This is a genomic window from Sulfitobacter sp. G21635-S1 (assembly GCF_027213915.1).
In the GTDB taxonomy this organism is placed as follows: domain Bacteria; phylum Pseudomonadota; class Alphaproteobacteria; order Rhodobacterales; family Rhodobacteraceae; genus Sulfitobacter.
This window is the reverse complement of record NZ_JAPWGV010000008.1, coordinates 1-17,850: the sequence shown is the minus strand read 5'-3', so window position 1 is coordinate 17,850 and position 17,850 is coordinate 1. Positions and strand designations below refer to the sequence as shown.

The 17,850-nt window shown below is 62.6% G+C and carries 16 protein-coding genes; 9 read left to right on the top strand and 7 right to left on the bottom strand.

The genetic code is table 11. The annotated features are described in order from the left end of the window. Positions 1-33: 33 nt before the first annotated feature. From fghA to O4H53_RS09805, 5 genes are read left to right on the top strand one after another with little or no spacing between them, the layout of a single operon-like run. Positions 34-867, top strand: a complete 834-nt coding sequence (gene fghA, locus O4H53_RS09825) for an S-formylglutathione hydrolase (protein ID WP_269363381.1) — start codon at positions 34-36, stop codon at positions 865-867. Then, positions 864-1,316, top strand: coding sequence for a YaiI/YqxD family protein (locus tag O4H53_RS09820; protein WP_114274290.1), 453 nt, complete (start codon positions 864-866; stop codon positions 1,314-1,316). The genes fghA and O4H53_RS09820 overlap by 4 nt, the downstream gene beginning before the upstream one ends. Before the next feature lie 54 nt (positions 1,317-1,370). Continuing rightward, positions 1,371-1,991 (top strand): HAD-IA family hydrolase, encoded by a 621-nt coding sequence (locus tag O4H53_RS09815; protein ID WP_269363379.1) that lies wholly within the window; start codon positions 1,371-1,373, stop codon positions 1,989-1,991. After that, a complete protein-coding gene (locus O4H53_RS09810; protein ID WP_269363377.1) occupies positions 1,988-2,908 on the top strand; it encodes an ornithine cyclodeaminase family protein in 921 nt (306 codons plus the stop codon). Before O4H53_RS09815 ends, O4H53_RS09810 begins: the two co-directional genes overlap by 4 nt. Beyond that, a complete protein-coding gene (locus O4H53_RS09805) occupies positions 2,905-3,819 on the top strand; it encodes an alpha/beta fold hydrolase (RefSeq protein ID WP_269363375.1) in 915 nt (304 codons plus the stop codon). Before O4H53_RS09810 ends, O4H53_RS09805 begins: the two co-directional genes overlap by 4 nt. Positions 3,820-3,858: 39 nt before the next feature. Here the strand turns inward: O4H53_RS09805 and O4H53_RS09800 are convergent, their stop codons facing one another. Continuing rightward, positions 3,859-5,100: an MFS transporter gene (locus O4H53_RS09800; protein ID WP_269363373.1), complete on the bottom strand. Its 1,242-nt coding sequence runs from the start codon at positions 5,098-5,100 to the stop codon at positions 3,859-3,861. A gap of 256 nt (positions 5,101-5,356) precedes the next feature. Here O4H53_RS09800 and zapE point away from each other — a divergent pair, with 256 nt between their 5' ends. Continuing rightward, positions 5,357-6,415 carry a cell division protein ZapE gene (zapE, locus tag O4H53_RS09795; protein WP_269363371.1) on the top strand — a complete coding sequence of 353 codons (1,059 nt, stop codon included), beginning with the start codon at positions 5,357-5,359 and terminating at the stop codon, positions 6,413-6,415. 16 nt (positions 6,416-6,431) lie between these two features. On the opposite strand, the gene O4H53_RS09790 is transcribed toward zapE, so the two are convergent. The 6 genes from O4H53_RS09790 to O4H53_RS09765 form a co-directional block, all read right to left on the bottom strand. Beyond that, a complete protein-coding gene (locus O4H53_RS09790; RefSeq protein WP_269363370.1) occupies positions 6,432-6,620 on the bottom strand; it encodes a hypothetical protein in 189 nt (62 codons plus the stop codon). Positions 6,621-6,734: 114 nt separating this feature from the next. Then, the gene (locus tag O4H53_RS09785) at positions 6,735-8,009 is read right to left on the bottom strand and encodes a bifunctional folylpolyglutamate synthase/dihydrofolate synthase (RefSeq protein ID WP_269363368.1); all 1,275 of its coding nucleotides are present in this window, start codon (positions 8,007-8,009) and stop codon (positions 6,735-6,737) included. Beyond that, complete coding sequence (accD, locus tag O4H53_RS09780) at positions 8,006-8,983, bottom strand: acetyl-CoA carboxylase, carboxyltransferase subunit beta (RefSeq protein WP_269363367.1); 978 nt, start codon at positions 8,981-8,983, stop codon at positions 8,006-8,008. The genes O4H53_RS09785 and accD overlap by 4 nt, the downstream gene beginning before the upstream one ends. A 57-nt stretch (positions 8,984-9,040) precedes the next feature. Further along, entirely contained in the window at positions 9,041-9,934 is an 894-nt protein-coding gene (locus O4H53_RS09775) for a CPBP family intramembrane glutamic endopeptidase (protein ID WP_269363365.1), read from the bottom strand. Continuing rightward, entirely contained in the window at positions 9,931-13,056 is a 3,126-nt protein-coding gene (locus O4H53_RS09770) for an ABC transporter transmembrane domain-containing protein (RefSeq protein ID WP_269363363.1), read from the bottom strand. Before O4H53_RS09770 ends, O4H53_RS09775 begins: the two co-directional genes overlap by 4 nt. Positions 13,057-13,282: 226 nt before the next feature. Further along, entirely contained in the window at positions 13,283-13,462 is a 180-nt protein-coding gene (locus O4H53_RS09765) for a zinc-finger domain-containing protein (RefSeq protein WP_114274281.1), read from the bottom strand. A gap of 233 nt (positions 13,463-13,695) precedes the next feature. Between O4H53_RS09765 and gpmI the strand changes: the two genes are divergently transcribed. From gpmI to O4H53_RS09750, 3 genes are read left to right on the top strand one after another with little or no spacing between them, the layout of a single operon-like run. Continuing rightward, positions 13,696-15,213: a 2,3-bisphosphoglycerate-independent phosphoglycerate mutase gene (gpmI, locus tag O4H53_RS09760; RefSeq protein WP_269363361.1), complete on the top strand. Its 1,518-nt coding sequence runs from the start codon at positions 13,696-13,698 to the stop codon at positions 15,211-15,213. Further along, a complete protein-coding gene (locus O4H53_RS09755) occupies positions 15,210-16,352 on the top strand; it encodes a murein hydrolase activator EnvC family protein (RefSeq protein WP_269363360.1) in 1,143 nt (380 codons plus the stop codon). The genes gpmI and O4H53_RS09755 overlap by 4 nt, the downstream gene beginning before the upstream one ends. A gap of 3 nt (positions 16,353-16,355) precedes the next feature. Next, positions 16,356-17,690: a S41 family peptidase gene (locus tag O4H53_RS09750; RefSeq protein ID WP_269363359.1), complete on the top strand. Its 1,335-nt coding sequence runs from the start codon at positions 16,356-16,358 to the stop codon at positions 17,688-17,690. Positions 17,691-17,850: the final 160 nt, after the last annotated feature.

Sequence of the window (17,850 nt, the reverse complement as noted above, 5' to 3'; positions counted from 1 at the left end):
TCCATGAGACCCGAAACCTCGAAAGGACACACCATGAAAACGATCTCTGAAAACGCCTGTTTCGGCGGCACGCAGGGGGTCTATTCGCACAGTTCCACGACCTGCGGCTGCGACATGACGTTCGGCCTCTTCCTGCCCGCCGAAGCCCGCGACGGGCCGGTGCCTGTGCTGTGGTATCTGTCTGGCCTGACCTGCACCCATGAAAACGCGATGACAAAGGCCGGCGCACAGTGCTGGGCGGCGGATCACGGAATCGCGCTGGTCTTTCCCGACACCTCGCCGCGCGGCGAGGATGTGGCGGACGACGAGGCTTATGACCTTGGCAAAGGTGCCGGTTTCTACGTGAACGCGACCGAAGACCCCTGGAAACCTCATTTCCGCATGTGGGACTATATCGCCGAGGAACTGCCCGCGCTGATCGGCGAAAATTTCGCCATCGACCTGGACCGGCAGGGCATCACCGGTCACTCGATGGGCGGGCATGGCGCATTGACCCTTGCGATGAACCTCGAAGGGCGGTTCAAATCGGTCTCCGCCTTTGCCCCCATTGCGCACCCCACCGCAAGCGACTGGGGCCGGAAACAGCTTGCTGCCTACCTGGGCAGCGACGAGGCAACCTGGGCGCGCCATGACGCGACCCTGTTGATGGCAGACAAGGGATTTGACGGGCCGATCCTGATCGACCAGGGCGCTTCCGACCAGTTCCTTGACCTGCTCAAACCCGAAGCGCTGGCAGCCGCCATCGCCGCCAAACGCCAGCAGGCGACCTTCCGGATGCAGCCGGGCTATGACCACAGCTATTTCTTTGTCTCCAGCTTCATGGAAGATCACATCGCCTTCCATGCAGAAGCACTGTGGGGCGCATGACCGCGCTCTACATCGACGCCGATGCCTGCCCGGTCAAGGCAGAGGCAGAGCGCGTGGCAACCCGCCACAAGGTGCGGATGTTCGTCGTCTCCAACGGTGGCCTGCGGCCTTCACAGAACCCGCTGGTCGAGACGGTGATCGTGCCGGATGGGCCCGATGTCGCGGACATGTGGATCGCGGAACGCGCGGGCACCGGCGATGTCGTGGTGACGGGTGATATCCCGCTTGCGGCGAAATGCGTGGCGGCGGGGGCAAAGGTGCTCAAACACAACGGTGAGGCCCTGACCGGGGCCAACATCGGCAACGTGCTGGCCACCCGCGACCTGATGGCCGACCTGCGTGCCGCCGATCCGTTTCGGCAGGGCGGCGGCAAGAGCTTTACAAAGGCCGACCGCTCCCGTTTTCTGGACGCGCTGGAGCGCGCCCTGCGCGCGGCACAGCAGCAATAGCCTTTCTCGTTGCAAAGAACGCCCGGGATTTCCAGGCAGGGGAGATAAAGACAGATGAAACCGCAGGCCGTCGTTTTCGACATTGGCAACGTGCTGATCCACTGGGATCCGCTCCCGGTCTATGACCGCCTGATCGGGGCTGAACGCCGGCAGGCGCTGTTCGCTTCCGTAGACCTTTTCGACATGAATCGCCGGGTCGATTTGGGCGAACCCTTTGGCGATCTGGTGCAGGCCACCGCCAGGGCCAACCCGGAGTGGTACGACGAAATCCTGCTGTGGCAAAAGCACTGGATGGACATGGCAACACCTGCCATCGACCGTTCGGTACGGCTGATGCAGGCCTTGCAGAAGAACGGTGTGCCGGTCTTTTCGCTGACCAATTTCGGGATCGAAACCTATGATCTGGCCGCAACCCATTATCCGTTTTTCCGCGCCTTCGACCGCGATTTCATCTCCGGTCATCTGAAGATGATGAAGCCGGACCCGGCCATCTTTGCCCATCTGGAAAGGGAAAGCGGCGTTGACCCGGCCGCCCTGCTGTTCACCGATGACAGCGCGGCCAATATCGCCGCCGCTGCCGCGCGGGGATGGCAGACCCATCTGTTCGAAGGTCCCGAAGGATGGGCCCGCCGCCTTGTCGCGGCAGACCTGCTGAGCGAGGAGGAAGCGCAATGACCGATGTCCCGAACATCCCCTTCGATGCGGGCGAGGCGCTGCTTGACTGGATCGGACTGACCGATGCGCTGGCCGCAGGCCATGATCTGCCCAAGGCAGAGATCGGGGATACATTCCTTTACCGGGGCAAGGATACCCTGCTCAACCGCGCCGCCTGGATCGACGGCCTGGGCATCGCGGTCAAATCGGCCACTGTCTTTCCCGGCAACCCGGCCCAGGGCCGTTCCATGGTGAACGGCGGTGTCTGCCTTTATGCGGACGACACAGGCCAGATGGCCGCCATTGTCGATTTCCATCTGGTGACCAAATGGAAGACCGCCGGAGACAGCCTGCTGGCTGCCCGCAGGCTGGCCCGCCCGGACAGCCGCAACATCCTGATCGTCGGGGCCGGGACCCAAGGCAGGGCGCTGCATGCAGCCTATTCCGCCGCCTTTCCGGATGCCGCCTTTACCGTCTGGAACAGAACCCCGGAGAACGCTCAGGCCATGGCCAGCGAATTGCCGGGACTGGCGGTTGCCGAGGATCTGGAAACCGCCGTGCGCGGCGCGGATATTGTCACCTCGGCCACCATGTCGACCCAACCCCTGATCAGGGGCGACTGGCTGCAACCGGGGCAACATATCGACCTGATCGGCGCCTACCGACCCGACATGCGCGAAACCGATGATGCGGCACTGAAGCGGGCGCGCATCTTTGTCGACAGTTTTGACACCACCATCGGCCATATCGGCGAAATCAATATCCCGCTGGAATCCGGGGCAATCACCCGCGACGATCTGATTGCGGATTACTACGACCTTGCCCGGTTTACCCGAGAGTCCCGCGATGAGATCACGCTGTTCAAGAACGGCGGCGGCGCGCATCTGGATCTGATGACCAGCCGCTATATTCTGGACCGCTGGAACGCAGGCCAGTGATCTGGGTCCTGCTGATTCTGGCGGCGGTCATCGCCCTGCCGCCGTTGATCGAATGGAACCGCCGCCGCATGGACGACAGCGCGCGCGGCACGGCACCGGGGCAGTTTGTGCGGCTCAGCAAGGGGGTCACGCATTTCAACTGGCATGGCCCGGCGGACGGGCCGGTCTGCGTCTGCGTGCACGGTCTGACCACGCCCAGTTTCGTCTGGGGCGGCCTGACCCCCGGCCTTGTCGAGCGGGGTTACAGGGTGCTGACCTATGACCTCTACGGTCGCGGTTATTCCGACCGGCCCAGGGCGCCGCAGGACCGAGCGTTCTTTCTCGACCAGCTGCGCGAGTTGCTGGCCCATCAGGGGGTCGAGGGTGACATCACACTTGTCGGGTATTCGATGGGCGGGGCGATCAGCACGGCCTTCGCGGCGGAACATCCCGACCGGGTCAACCGGCTGGTTCTGCTGGCACCGGCGGGTATGGGGCTGGCGCGTGGCAAACTGATGCGGTTCATCATCGACACCCCCTTGATCGGCGACTGGTTGATGCTGGCCCTGTTTCCCCGGATGCATCGCAAAGGCGTCCGGGCCGAGCGCGATCTGCCCACTGCGGTGCCGGACGTCACCCTGCTTCAGACCAAAGAAACGGAGTATCAGGGGTTTACCCCTGCGGTGCTGGCCAGCCTGCGTGGGCTGCTGTCCAAAACACAGGAATCCGAACACGTGAAGCTGCAGTCGGCAGGCCTGCCGGTGCTGGCGATCTGGAGCGGTGCCGACAGGGTGATCCCGGCCGCCGCCATCGGGACTTTGGCGGAATTGAACAGCAAGGCGGCGCATGAGGTGCTTGAAGGGGCCGGGCACGGGCTGACCTACACCCATTCAGACGAGATACTGGAAATCCTGCGGGGCTATGGCGTCTGACGCAAGACCTGGGTCACGTAACGCTGCCCTCCGCCCGGATCAGGCCGTCACCAGCCCTGCCAGCCGCTTTTCCCGGATCGGCAGATGCACGATGGCGCTGAAAGCCCCCACGGCCACGCCGATCCACCACACGGCTTCGTAATTGCCATAGGCGTCATACATGCGCCCGCCCAGCCAAACGCCCATGAAGCTGCCCAACTGGTGGCTGAAGAAAACAATGCCATAGAGCGTGCCCATGTAGCGCAGCCCGTAGATATGCGCGACAAGGCCCGAGGTCAGCGGCACCGTCGCCAGCCAGAGCGCGCCCATTCCGACAGAGAACAGGATCACCGTAACCGGCGTGATCGGAAACATGATGAACATCGCCGCGATCACCGTGCGGCCCACATAGATGCCCGCCAGCAGGTATTTCTTGGAATAGCGCTTGCCCGCCCAGCCCGCGGCCAGTGTCCCCGCGATATTCGCCAGACCGATCAGCGAAATCGCCACGGCGCCCAGTGCCGATGTAGTCGTGATCCCGATGTTATGCAGCACCCCGCCCGCCAGAATCGGCCCGCACATCTCGGTCACGAAGGCCGGAAAATGCGCGGTGATGAAGGCCAGCTGATATCCGCAGGAAAAGAACCCCAGGAAGATCAGCGTATAGGATGGATCACGGAAGGCCTTGACCAGGATCTGGCCCATGCTTTCCTCAAGCTCCGCCTTGCTGGCCATCGCGGGCGCGCGCATCAGTGGCAGTGTCAGGATCATCGCCAGAATGACCGCCGCGAAGACGAGGAAGGTGCTCTGCCAGCTCAGAAATGTCAGCAGCCATTCGGCTGTCGGCGCGCCGAACACCTGACCCGCCGATCCCGCCGCCGTGACAATCGCCAGTGACATGGAGCGGTTTTCATCGGAAGCCGACCGGCCCACAACCGCCAGGATCACGCCGAACCCGGTGCCCGCGATGCCGAATCCCACCAGCCAGGCATAGGCCTGATGCTCCAGCGGGGTCCCGGAATTGGCCGACAGGATCAGCCCCAGCGCATAGACAACCGCGCCGATGATGATGGCACGCCGGTCGCCGATCTTTTCGGCGACAGCGCCGAATATCGGCTGCCCGACACCCCAGGCAAGGTTCTGGATCGCGATGGCGAGCGAGAATTCCGTGCGCAGCCAGCCGAATTCTTCTGCAATCGGGATCTGGAAAACACCGAAAGACGCGCGCACCGCAAAGCTGACCATGATGATGAAACACCCGACCAAGAGAACGGGGGTGAAAATGGATGTCCGTTCTTGCATGTCAGATCCGCCATTTGAATTTGTCTCAAAAGTACCGAAACCAATTGTCGCGTCAAATGATCAAATGTGTTGATACACCCACATTTCCTGACCTATCGCGTCCAGCCTTTGACCTGAGACCGATCACATCGGCAATGTCCCGAGAGTGCGTAGTGCAGCAGGGTATTGGCGATGCAGGTCTAAGACGGGGCGCTTTATGCGACGGGCGCAGGCGCCGCTGCTTTCCATCGCCGGCGCGGGCCTGTAAGAAATCCCCATGCCGACACTGCAAGAAACCTATGATGACCTGATTGCCCAGGGAAAGCTGACAGCGGACCCGGCGCAACAGGCCGTTTTGCCGGAATTCGACCGCATCCGCAGCGCCCTGTTGCACCCCGTCAAGAAGGGTCTGTTCCGCAAGGCACCCGAACCGCCCAGGGGGCTTTACCTCTGGGGCGGAGTGGGGCGTGGCAAATCCATGCTGATGGACATGTTTGTTGATCATATGGGCGACATTCCGTCGCGACGGGTCCATTTCCATGCCTTCATGCAGGAAATCCACAGCGCCATGCACGAGGCCCGCAAGACCGGCGTTGACGATGCCATTGCCCCGGTCGCGGCCGAAGTGGCCGAATCCGTCCGCTTGCTGGCCTTTGACGAAATGCAGATCACCGACATCACCGATGCGATGATCGTGGGCCGCCTGTTCCAGGCGCTTTTTGCCGCCGGTGTCGTGGTGGTGACCACGTCGAACCGGGTGCCGGACGACCTGTACAAGGATGGGCTGAACCGGAATCTGTTCATGCCCTTCATCGATCTGATCAAGGATCGCATGGTGGTGCATGAACTGGCCAGCCCCAGGGATTACCGGCAGGACCGGCTGGCGGGCAGTCAGGTCTATTTCACACCGGTGAATGCCGAAAGCCGCGCGACCATGGATGCGGTCTGGAACGATCTGGCCGGCGGACCGGGCGCGCCCCTGATCCTCAAGGTCAAGGGCCGCGAGGTCGAGATACCGGCCTTTCGCAACGGTATGGCGCGGGCCGGGTTTCACGGGCTATGCGGCAAACCGCTGGGTGCGGCTGACTACCTCGCGCTGGCCGATGCCGTGCGGGTTCTTCTGCTGGACGACATCCCGCAGCTGGGCCGCAGCAACTTCAACGAGGCGAAACGTTTCGTCACCCTGATCGACGCCCTGTACGAGGCGCGCGTCAGGCTGATCTGCTCTGCCGCTGCCGTGCCGGAAATGCTCTACCTCGAAGGCGAAGGCACCTTTGAATTCGAACGCACTGCATCACGGTTGCGCGAAATGCAGGCCGAAGGCTGGGGCAGCTAGGCGCTGGACCGGGATCCTAGCTGTCGGTGGACAGATAGATCTCTTCCTGCCCGCCGGTGACGTCCGGATGATATGGCGCGGTGCTTTGATACAGAAACCAAAGACCGCCCAGGATGATGCCGATGCCAACCATGATAAAGATCGCCTGAGACAGGCCACGGTCGTCGCTCTGCTTTTCGGAGATGGTGTTCGATTGATGTGCCATGGTGCTGCTCCGGTGTCGTCCTCAATATGTTCTTGTGGTCAAACCACGTGTGAATTGAGGTACATCATACCACATCTGGCCCCCAGAGGAGCATCTGCAACGAAATATCGCCCGTTAGCTGTTTTCGCGCAACACCACACCGGCAAGGTAAAGCGACCCGCAGATCAGCACCCGTGCATGGGGGTCCTGCGCCACGATATCAGCAAGCGCATGTGCCACATCGGGTGATTCCACAGCCTCCAGCCCTGCCGCCCGCGCGGCCTTCGCGGTTTCCGAAGCGGGCAGTGTCGCGGCTTCGCCGGGGATGGAAACCGCATGCAGCGACCGCGCATGTGCCGCCAGCGGGCGCAGGTAACCGCCGATATCCTTGGTGTTCAGCATGCCGCAGATCAGGTGGGTGGGGCGGTCGGGCGCCTCGGCAAGCAATGCCGCGATAGCCTCGCCCGCCGCCGGGTTGTGGCCCCCGTCAAGCCACAGATCGGCCGCGCCCGCAAGATCGACCAGCGGCCCGGTTCTGAGCCGCTGCATCCGTGCGGGCCAGTAGGCACCGGTTACCGCAGCCTCGCAGGCCTCGTTGCTCACGCCCAGATGCCGCAGAGCGGCCAGCGCCGCCCCGGCGTTCATCACCTGATGCGCACCGGGCAGATTGGGCAGCGGCAGGTCCAGCAGACCGCGCTCATCCTGATAGACCATGCGCCCGGCTTCCTGGCCGATATGCCATTGCTGTCCGTATGCCAGTACCGGCGCGCCCAGCCGCGCCGCCCGTGCCTCGATCACCTCAAGGCCCGCTTCCTCCTGCGGTCCCACGATGCAGGGCACGCCCCGCTTGATGATCCCCGCCTTTTCGCCGGCGATTTCGGCCAGTGTTTCACCAAGGTATTGCTGATGGTCCACCGACACCGGGGTGATGATGCTCAGCGCGGGTTTTTCCACCACATTGGTCGCGTCCAGTCGTCCGCCCAGACCGACTTCCAACAGCGTGTAATCCGCAGGCGTGCGGGCAAATGCCAGCAGCGCCGCCGCGGTCGTGATCTCGAAATAGGTGATGTTGCCGCCGCCGTTGGCGGCGTAGCATTCATCCAGCACCTCGGTCAGCGCATCCTCGGCGATCAACTCGCCAGACAGCCGGATGCGCTCGTGAAACCGCGCCAGATGGGGAGATGTATAGGCGTGCACATCTTTGCCCGCCGCCTCAAGGCCTGCGCGAATCATGGCCTGGGTCGACCCCTTGCCATTGGTGCCGGCAATATGGATCACCGGTGGCAGATCGTTTTGCGGATTGCCCAGTGCTTCCAGCAGCCGCCACATCCGGTCAAGCGTCAGGTCGATGATCTTGGGGTGCAGCGCCATCATCCGCGCAAGGATGGCGTCCGATGTCGGGGCTGTCATTTCTTCTCGGCTTTTGGGGCGTCCTTCTTGGACGCGTCCGCGGGCTTGGCTTCCGCGCCTGTCAGCGCATGCGCCAGTTCCCCGCCCTCCTCTTCGGGCGCGGGCAGATCGCCGCGCACGGCAGGCGGCAGCCCCAGCAGCATCCGGGTGATGCCGATCAGCTCCTCGCGCAGCTCGGTCCTGGGTGTCACCCGGTCCAGCATGCCGTGATCCAGCAGGTATTCCGCACGCTGGAATCCGTCAGGCAGCTTTTCACGGATGGTCTGTTCGATCACCCGTGGCCCGGCAAAGCAGATCAATGCGTTGGGTTCCGCAATCTGAACGTCGCCCAGCATGGCATAGCTGGCCGTCACCCCACCGGTGGTCGGATGGGTCAGCACGACGATATAGGGCAGACCGGCCTCTTTCAGCATCTGCACCGCCACCGTGGTGCGCGGCATTTGCATCAGGCTCAGGATGCCTTCCTGCATCCGCGCACCGCCTGCAGCGGAAAACAGGATCAGCGGGCGCTTCAGCTTCACCGCTTCCTGGGCGGCAGCAATGATCGCATTGCCCACATACATGCCCATCGACCCGGCCATGAAGGAAAAATCCTGACAGGCCGCGACAATGGGCGTGCGGCCGATTTCACCGGTGCCCACCAGCATCGCCTCGGTTTCGCCGGTCTCGCGCTGTGCCGCCTTCAGACGGTCAGGATAGCGTTTCTGATCCCGGAACTGCAGCGGGTCGGCAGGCGGCACGGGCACCTTGATGTCGGTATAAATGCCACCGTCGAACAACGCGCGAAAGCGGTCACGCGGGGAAATCGGCATATGGTGGCCGCAGTTGGTACAGACGTTCAGGTTATCCGATACCTCGCGGTGAAACAGCATGGTGCCGCAGTCATCGCATTTCGTCCACAGATTGTCCGGCGTTTCACGACGCGAAAAGATCGAATTGATCCGCGGACGGACATAGTTCGTGATCCAGTTCATATCAGGCCCCTGACGACTTGTTTGCCCCCAGATAAGCCCCGAGTGCGACAAATGCAATCAACGGCGGATCGCGACTCGGGCAGCCAGCCAGAACACGAGCATCATCGCGAAATCCACGGGCAACCAGTCTGCAAGCATCTCGGTGTCCTGCATGCCGAAGGGCGTGAGGTAGAGCGCAAGGCCCGACAGGCTGTCGGGCAGGGAGACGATCAGGATCGCCGACACGTTATTGCAAAAGTGCAGCGCGATTGCAGGCCCGAGTGACCCCGACCGCGCGGTCAGATCCGCCATGAGCACCCCGAAAACACCAGCCCAAAGCGCGATGGCAAAGGCGTTTTCACCAGCTGAATCAGGCAGATAATGGCCCAGTGCAAACAATGCCGAAGGCGCGATCATCCAGACAAGCGGAGAGCGGAACCGCGCCGCCAGTTGCTGCTGGACATAGCCGCGAAAGAAGATCTCTTCCGCGCTGACCTGCACGAAAACACCCAACAGGGATAGGGGCAGCAACACCAGCCATTGCCCGAAAGGCATGTTGGACACGAAAGGGCCGCCCATGTCCCAGGGCGGCAGCAGGGCGATCACCAGGCTGAGACCCGCCAGCATCAGCGTGACCGCGCGAAAATCCTTCCATGCCAGGGGCATAGGTCCGATCAGGCTGCGAACCGGACGCCGATGCAGCACACGCACAACAAGGGCCACACTCAACACCATACAGGCAAAGCTGGACAGCAGCAGGAACATCGCCAGGGGCGTCTCCCCGGTGACCAGATTGTTGTAGAGCGCGTTGCTCCGGTTTCCGGCAATCTGGTAAACCGCGCCGAAAAAGAGCCGGTTCAAGGCAAAATAGGCCGCAATCGCGATGACCACACCCACCGCGAAACGCCACAGTTCCGACTTTTCCCGCGCCGGGGCGACAAAGGACCCCAGACCGGAATAATTTCCGGTCAAGGTTCTTGCCCCTGTTCGGGCTCCTGCGGAATGGCGGGCGGGAGCGGCGGCCCGAAATCCCGTGGCACTTCCAGCCCCGCCGCGCGCATCAGTTCGGCCGCGCCGGTCAGATGGCCGGCAACCGTGCGCAACTGGGTCAGCAGCAAGGTCTTGTCGCTTTCCAGAACAGAGCGGAACTGCTCTGCCCCGATGCGCAGGAACAGGCAGGGCTCGGTCGCAATCAGGTTCATCTGCCGGGGTTCGTCCAGAATGATCGAAAGATCGCCCATCAACCGGCCCGGCCCCACGTCGGCGACATGGTGCGTGTCACCGTTCTTTCCGGCCCAGACGATTTCCGCATTGCCTGACAGGCAAAGATAAGCGGCATCAGCCCGCTCGCCGGTGGAAAAGATGACCTGGCCCGCCTCCGCGCTGTACCATTGCGCGGCAAAGGCCAGCAAACGCTGCTGGCGCGGTTCAAGCGTGCTGAACAGGCTGTTGCTTGCGATGATGCGCAGTTTCCGGCGCAGATCGTCCGATGCGCCTTCGTCCATGTCGCTGTCTTCGGCCTCGGAGGCACCGTCCAGACGACCATTGCGGATTTCGATATGCACGTCATAGGCCTCCACATCCGCGAACTTGTCATTCAGGAAAATCTGCGTGGTATGGGGCAGCAGGTCGCTCAGGCGGTCGCTGATCTGCTTCTGGGTCTGGGCATCGGCTCCGGCAAGGACCTGATTGAACACCAGCACATCCGGCTGTTTGATCACCGCCCGGCCAAAAGCCGCCCGCTCCTGAAACAGCACCGGCAGATTGGCCCCGCCGATATCGGTCGGAACGTCAAAGAGGTTGGCCGAGACCATCTGCATGAGGTTATGTGCCGCCATTACCTCGACCACCGCGTCACGGACCAGATCGGCCTGCAACCCTGCCATGGCTGAAAAACGACCGTAGATCAGGTTCTCCAGTATGGTCAGCCGCGGCAGGTAATTTTCGGGCGCAATCTCGACAAACAGATCTTTCGCCTTTTCGCGCAGCTTGGGCCCGCGCGATTTGCGGATCGACAGGATTTCCCGTTTAAAGCTTTCGGGAAAACCGGGGCCGATCTGTTCGGCGGTAAAGGCGAAAGGCACCGTCAGCAGCAGCGCGAATTCCTGCTCGGTGAGTGCTGCATCGCCCTTGTCCCGGCGGCGCTGCGCGATGTCGACCAGTTGCTCATACAAGGTATCCTCAATCCCCAGCGCGGTGAACAGCGGATGATGATGATCCGTGCCGTCGCGGCCAAAGGTATCGTGCAGCGTCTCGATCAGGGTCTGGGAAATGGCGATGCCCTGCTCCGCCAGGCCCTGTTCGATGATCATGCCAAGGAAACCGCCCTCTTCGACCAGCCCTTTCTGGGTGATCGCCCGGCGCGGCGCGGCAAACATCAGGTTGCCGCCCAGGGGCACCGCCGGGTTGAAAGCCTCGGGATCGAAACGATACACGGCCTTGTCCAGCTTGTCGGCCTTCAGCCGCTGGTGCACCTCATCGCGCAGCGCCACGATCCGGCGGGCCAGTTCCGGATGTTTGTCCGGGTCCATGCGGGAATCCAGCATGTTGTGGAAAATCAGATCGGCGGTACCCACCGCCGATGTGATCTTGTACCAGAAATCGACGATCTGCTCCCTGGTTTCCAGATCCGCGATCGACGGGTCGAGCCATTCTGCCTTGGTGCTGTCCGGGCTGTTGCCGGATCGGCGCGCCTCGATCGTGGTCCGGTCGCTCATCTTGGGGTCCCACAGAACGGTCGACGGATGCGTCATCAGGGGCATCAGCAGGTTGTCCCCCACGGTTCCCTGGAAAATATAGGGCTGCGAACCCGCATAGCCGATTCGCGCCGCGATCACCGCCTGGTGCAGACCTGCCAGATCGTATCCGGCGATATGGACATGCCCCCGTGACGGGATCACCTCTCGGGTCAGCACATCTGCCAGCGCCGTCCGCTCCGACTGGCTCGGGACTTCGATGGCAACACAACTGCCCGCGGGGATGGTAAAGCTCAGGTCCTGCAGGATGTTTGTGCCGTCCTCGTCCCGCACCGTCACCCTGTCAAACGCGATATCGCCGCGCAGATGCGGGATCTCTTCCGGGCTGCCCTCAAAAAGCGCTTCGTCGATCATCCTTGGCGGGTTGAAGCGTTCTATCACCACGTCCCAACGCACCGACATGTCCTGGGTCTGGTTGTAGTAGGTCAACAGCTCCTTCCAGGGGCTCGAAAGGTCCTTGTAGGCGGCCAGCGCCGCAACCAGCGCACCCACGGTAATCTGCCCCTGAATCGCCAGATAGCCGCCCACCGCGTAAAAGAAAAATGGCGTCAGCTGGGTGATGAAGTTGTTCAGGAACTTCATGAAGAATTTCTTCTGGTAGATGCGGAACCGCACGTCGAACAACAGACCCAGCCGGTCGGTAAAGGCCGCCAGCCGGTAGCGCCAGCCACCGTTGCTGCGCAGATCCGCGATGCCCGCAGCGGTTTCCCCGATCTCGGCCGAGAACTGGCGCACTTCCTTGATCCGGACCTTGTTCAGCTCGTTGATCTGCCGCTGCAGCATCGGGATGATCCAGGCCTGGAGCGGGATAAGGGCAACCCCGGCGAGACCGAACCAGAAGCTTTGCAGGAACAGGAAAATCACGATGATCAGCATCTGACCCGCCTGGAACATCGGCTGGGCGATGAAATCGCCCATCAGGCCTCCCATCGGCTCCGCCTCCGAGGTGACCATGCTGACCAGTTCCCCCTGCGAGGTCTTGCGGAAATAACTGCGCGGAAACCGCATCATCCGGCTGATCAACTGATAGCGAAACCGCCGCAACAGGCGTTCCGACAGGACCCCTTTCAGAGTGTTCAGCCGCATTTTCAGCAAGCCGTGCACGATGACGGCGATCAGATAGGTAAAGCACAGGGCCAGCAGGAACTGCACCTGGGTAATCTCGAAACCAAATACCGAAACCCTGTCACTCTCTGCGCCGATGGCATCGTTGATGATCCGCTTGGGCAGTTCCAGCGTGGCGTAGAGAAACGGAAAGGTGAACAGCGTGAAGGCCAGCAGGTAAAGCTGGTCACGCCGCGAGTATTTCCAGATAAAGGAAAAAATGCTGGGTTCCATGCACCGGACTTTCGCTGGGGACCCATCGTACTGACGGGGTCGCTGCAACTTATGCGCGGGGCCGGCCCATTACAACATCACCGGCAGCACTTGCCGTGATCCGTGACATAAGATTGTCCCGAAGCTGGCGCTTTGCGCGCCAGGCCGGTCATTTGCTCAAGCTGCGCGAAATGCTCTCATCAGCAGGACAATCCGCCGTGCGGCACCGCCATCCGGGGCAATGCCCTCAGAGCTTGCCTTCGAAATCGCTGTGGATGAACTTGCAGTCGCAATAGCCGCATTCGACCCAACCGCTGTCACGCGGGATCTGCAGCCAGACACGCGGATGGCCCAGCCCCCCTTCGCCGCCATCACAGGCAATGCGATAGGTATTCACGATCCGGGTTTCGGGCGCAGGCTGGCTCATGGAGGAGGTCCTTGGCTAAAGGGCGGTTGCAGGACCCGTTATGCCCAAACTGCGGGTCATGGACAAGACCTGCAACCCGCCTCCTGTCAGTCAGCCTGGCCCTCCGCGCTGACAGATGCGCAAGTTGCCCCGCTCCGAATGTCGCGCATCAGCCAATCGTGACAGGAAAGAGGTTCACGGCGGGCGCGACAGCAGCTAAAAGGCCATCAAAACAAAAGATGGAGCAGCCCCAGATGAGCATCCCGAAACCCGTGGTTCTGTGTATCCTTGACGGTTGGGGTGTACGCGAAGACCGGACCGGTAACGCCCCTGCACTGGCCAGAACCCCGACCTTCGACCGCATCATGGCAACCTGCCCGCATGCCACGCTGGTCACCCACGGGCCGGACGTCGGCCTGCCCAGCGGCCAGATGGGCAATTCCGAGGTGGGCCATACCAACATCGGCGCAGGCCGGGTGGTGGCGATGGACCTGGGCCAGATTGACCTGGCCATCGAACAGGGCGATTTTGCAAAGAACCCGCCGCTGCTGGATTTCATCAGCGCCATGCAGGACAGCAAGGGCACGGCCCATGTGATGGGCGTCGTCTCGGACGGGGGGGTGCATGGGCACCTCAACCATATGATCGCGGCAATCGGGGCGCTTACTGCGGCCGGGGTGCCTGTGGTGGTCCATGCGCTGACGGACGGGCGCGATGTCGTCCCACGGTCCGCGCTGGAATATTTCGAGACCCTGACAGCCGCCCTGCCCGCGGGCGCGCGGATCGCTACGGTCACCGGGCGGTATTACGCGATGGACCGTGACAACCGCTGGGACCGTGTGAAGACCGCCTTCGACGCGATCATCCGGGGCAAAGGCCAGCAGGCGGACAGCCCGCGCGCGGCGGTGCAGGCGGCCTATGACAACGGAACCGATGACGAATTCATCCCCGCCACGATCATCGGCGACTATACCGGTGCCGTGGATGGTGACGGATTCTTTTGCCTGAATTTCCGCGCCGACCGCGCGCGCGAGATCATGGCGGCGCTGGCCGACCCGGATTTTGACGCCTTTGAAACAGCCGGACGGCCCGGCTGGGCGGCCTGCATGGGCATGGCGAAATACTCAGACGCACATGCGGGTTACATGACCACCATGTACCACAAGCCCGACCTGCCCAACACGCTGGGCGCCTGGGTGGCACAGCACGGCAAGCGTCAGTTCCGGCTGGCTGAGACAGAGAAATATCCCCATGTGACCTTTTTCCTGAACGGTGGCGAGGAAGTGCCATCGGAGGGCGAGGACCGCCACATGCCGAAATCCCCCAATGTCGCGACCTATGACCTGCAGCCGGAGATGTCGGCGGGCGAGGTGACGGATACCTTCGTGAAGGCCATCAAGGATGGCTATGACCTGATCGTGGTGAATTATGCCAACCCTGACATGGTAGGCCATACCGGCGATCTGGACGCGGCGATTGCCGCCTGCGAGGCCGTGGATTCCGGTCTGGCCCGGGTGATGCAGGCGCTGGAGGCGGCTGGCGGCGCGATGATCCTGACAGCGGATCACGGCAATTGCGAAACCATGATCGACCCCGACACCGGCGGGGCGCATACGGCACATACGCTGAACCCGGTGCCGGTAGCCGTGGTTGGTGCCGCGCCGGATGCGCATCTGGCCAGCGGACGCCTGGCCGATCTCGCGCCCACGGTGCTCCATCTGATGGGCCTGCCCCAGCCCGCAGAGATGACGGGGAAAAACCTGCTGTCATGATCCGCCTCCTTGCCCTTGCTCTGCTGGTCTGGCCGATCTGCGCTGCCGCTGAAACCGCGGCGACCACCCAGGCGCGCGCGGCAGCGGCAGAGCTGGAGGCGGCAGCAGAAATGCTGGACAAGGCCGAAGGGGCGCGGGACCGGGTGATGGCGCTGACCGAAACCATTCAGGCCTTTGAAAAAGGGCTCGGCGCCATGCGCGACGGGCTGCGGCAGGCCGCCATCAACGAGGCGCAACTGTCGAAAAAGCTGCGATCGCGCGACGGCGAAGTGGCGCAATTGTTCGGTGTCCTGCAAAGCATTGGCGGCAACCCATCGCCCACCGCATTTCTGCACCCCGATGGCCCGGTGGGCACCGCGCGCGCGGGCATGTTGCTGGCGGAACTGACACCGGCCCTGAACCGGCAGGCAGACGCCCTGCGCCGCGATCTGGAAGATGTGCAGACCCTGCGCCTGCTGCAGGTCGATGCCGCCGAGCGGTTGCAGGCCGGTCTGACCCAGGTGCAGGCGGCGCGCACCGCTCTGAACCAGGCGATGGCAAACCGGACCGAACTGCCGACCCGTTTCACCGCCGACCCGGTGCGCACCGCGATCCTGATCGCATCCACCGAAACGCTGGATGGTTTCGCCTCCGGCCTGGCAGAGATCATCACGGACGAGGTGGAACCGGCCCCGGTCACCTTGCAGGGCCGGATCGGCGAATTGCCCCTGCCGGTCCAGGGTCTGGTCCTGCGCCGTGCCGGTCAGGCCGATGCGGCAGGCGTCAAGCGCCCCGGCATCATCATGGCGACCCGCGCGCGGGCCATCGTGACCAGCCCTGCTGCCGCCACCATCAGATACACCGGGCCGTTGCTGGACTTTGGCAATGTGGTGATTCTGGAACCCGAAGCGCGCACATTGTTTGTGCTGGCGGGGCTGGACGTGGTCTATGGCGAGGCGGGTCAAGTAATCGCAGGCGGCACACCGATTGGGCTGATGGGTGAAAAAGACGCAAGGCAGGCGGCAGAAAGCGGCACGTCATTGTCACCTGATCGTGAAGGCACTGGCACTGACCGCACAGAAACGCTCTATATAGAAGTAAGAAGAGACAACATTCCACAGGACCCAGAAGCCTGGTTCCGGACCGAGAAGGATGAATAGGCAATGAAGAGATTTTTGATGGCCGCTTTGGGCGGTACGGCCGCAGGCGTGATCGCCACCACCCAGATCGCGGCCCCGCTTCTCGCGCAAGAGGCCGCCAAGACCGAAAATGTCTATGAGCAACTGGATCTGTTCGGCGATATCTTCGAACGTATCCGCGCCCAATATGTCGAGGAAGTGGACAGCAGCGACCTGATCGAAGCCGCGATCAACGGGATGCTGACCTCGCTTGACCCGCATTCCAGCTATCTGTCCCCCAAGGACGCGCTGAAGATGCGCGAACAGACACGCGGCGAATTCGGCGGTCTCGGCATCGAAGTCACCCAGGAAGACGGTTTTGTCAAAGTGGTCTCTCCCATCGACGGGACACCGGCGGACGAGGCGGGCGTGGAGGCCGGTGATTTCATCACCCATGTGAACGGCGAAAGCCTGCTGGGCCTTGCGCTGGACGATGCGGTCGAACTGATGCGCGGGCCGGTCGGATCCGAAATCGTGATCACCGTGGTACGCGAAGGCGAACAGGAGCCCTTCGACGTGTCGATCATCCGCGACACCATCGAGCTGACCGTTGTCCGCTCGCGGATCGAGGGGGATACCGTTGTCCTGCGCCTGTCCACCTTCAACGAACAGACCTACCCCAAGATGAAGGAAGCCATCGACGAGCAGGTTGAAAAGGCCGGCGGCATCGAAAAGGTAAACGGCTTTGTCATCGACCTGCGGAACAATCCGGGCGGGCTGCTGAACCAGGCGATTGCCGTGTCGGATGCTTTCCTTGAGGAAGGCGAGATCGTCAGCACAAGGGGCCGCGATCCGGCCGACGGTGACCGGGTCAACGCAACACCGGGCGACCTGAGCATGGGCAAGCCTCTGGTTGTGCTGATCAACGGCGGCTCTGCCTCGGCCTCTGAAATTGTTGCGGGCGCCTTGCAGGATCACCGCCGGGCGGTTGTCATCGGCACCAAGAGCTTTGGCAAAGGGTCCGTGCAGACGGTCATGCCGCTGCGCGGGGAGGGCGCAATGCGCCTGACGACAGCGCGGTATTACACGCCGTCGGGCCGGTCCATCCAGGCGCTGGGCGTATCGCCCGACATCATCGTCGCCCAGCCCCCGGCGCGCCCCGAAACCGAGGAAGAGGAAACACCGCGCCGCCTGTTGCGGTCCGAAGCGGACCTGCGCGGCAGCCTGAACAACGACAGCCTGACCGAGGACCAGATCAAACAGATCGAGGAAGACCGGGCCAAGGCCGAAAAGGCCGCCGAACTGCGCGAGGAAGATTACCAGCTCGCCTATGCCATCGACATCCTCAAGGGCCTCTCGGCGCTGGGTCCCAACGACTGAGCCCCGGCTGATCCCGAAAATGCAAAAGGCCCGCCAGAGATGGCGGGCCCCAGATTGCTGACAAACCCTGAAACGGCTGCCGTCGGAGGTAAATCGTTCTTCTGCGCTCAGCGTTACGTTTTCGAACGAAGGGCCGCGCCCGAGCCTGGGAGGGCGCATT

What these genes read in the sequence shown, in the direction of transcription:
- accD (WP_269363367.1), bottom strand. Translation starts at nt 8,983, where the DNA reads ATGAACTGGATCACGAACTATGTCCGTCCGCGGATCAATTCGATCTTT.
- O4H53_RS09815 (WP_269363379.1), top strand. Translation starts at nt 1,371, where the DNA reads ATGAAACCGCAGGCCGTCGTTTTCGACATTGGCAACGTGCTGATCCAC.
- O4H53_RS09800 (WP_269363373.1), bottom strand. Translation starts at nt 5,100, where the DNA reads ATGCAAGAACGGACATCCATTTTCACCCCCGTTCTCTTGGTCGGGTGT.
- O4H53_RS09750 (WP_269363359.1), top strand. Translation starts at nt 16,356, where the DNA reads ATGAAGAGATTTTTGATGGCCGCTTTGGGCGGTACGGCCGCAGGCGTG.
- O4H53_RS09790 (WP_269363370.1), bottom strand. Translation starts at nt 6,620, where the DNA reads ATGGCACATCAATCGAACACCATCTCCGAAAAGCAGAGCGACGACCGT.
- O4H53_RS09785 (WP_269363368.1), bottom strand. Translation starts at nt 8,009, where the DNA reads ATGACAGCCCCGACATCGGACGCCATCCTTGCGCGGATGATGGCGCTG.
- O4H53_RS09755 (WP_269363360.1), top strand. Translation starts at nt 15,210, where the DNA reads ATGATCCGCCTCCTTGCCCTTGCTCTGCTGGTCTGGCCGATCTGCGCT.
- gpmI (WP_269363361.1), top strand. Translation starts at nt 13,696, where the DNA reads ATGAGCATCCCGAAACCCGTGGTTCTGTGTATCCTTGACGGTTGGGGT.
- O4H53_RS09765 (WP_114274281.1), bottom strand. Translation starts at nt 13,462, where the DNA reads ATGAGCCAGCCTGCGCCCGAAACCCGGATCGTGAATACCTATCGCATT.
- zapE (WP_269363371.1), top strand. Translation starts at nt 5,357, where the DNA reads ATGCCGACACTGCAAGAAACCTATGATGACCTGATTGCCCAGGGAAAG.
- O4H53_RS09810 (WP_269363377.1), top strand. Translation starts at nt 1,988, where the DNA reads ATGACCGATGTCCCGAACATCCCCTTCGATGCGGGCGAGGCGCTGCTT.
- O4H53_RS09770 (WP_269363363.1), bottom strand. Translation starts at nt 13,056, where the DNA reads ATGGAACCCAGCATTTTTTCCTTTATCTGGAAATACTCGCGGCGTGAC.
- O4H53_RS09820 (WP_114274290.1), top strand. Translation starts at nt 864, where the DNA reads ATGACCGCGCTCTACATCGACGCCGATGCCTGCCCGGTCAAGGCAGAG.
- fghA (WP_269363381.1), top strand. Translation starts at nt 34, where the DNA reads ATGAAAACGATCTCTGAAAACGCCTGTTTCGGCGGCACGCAGGGGGTC.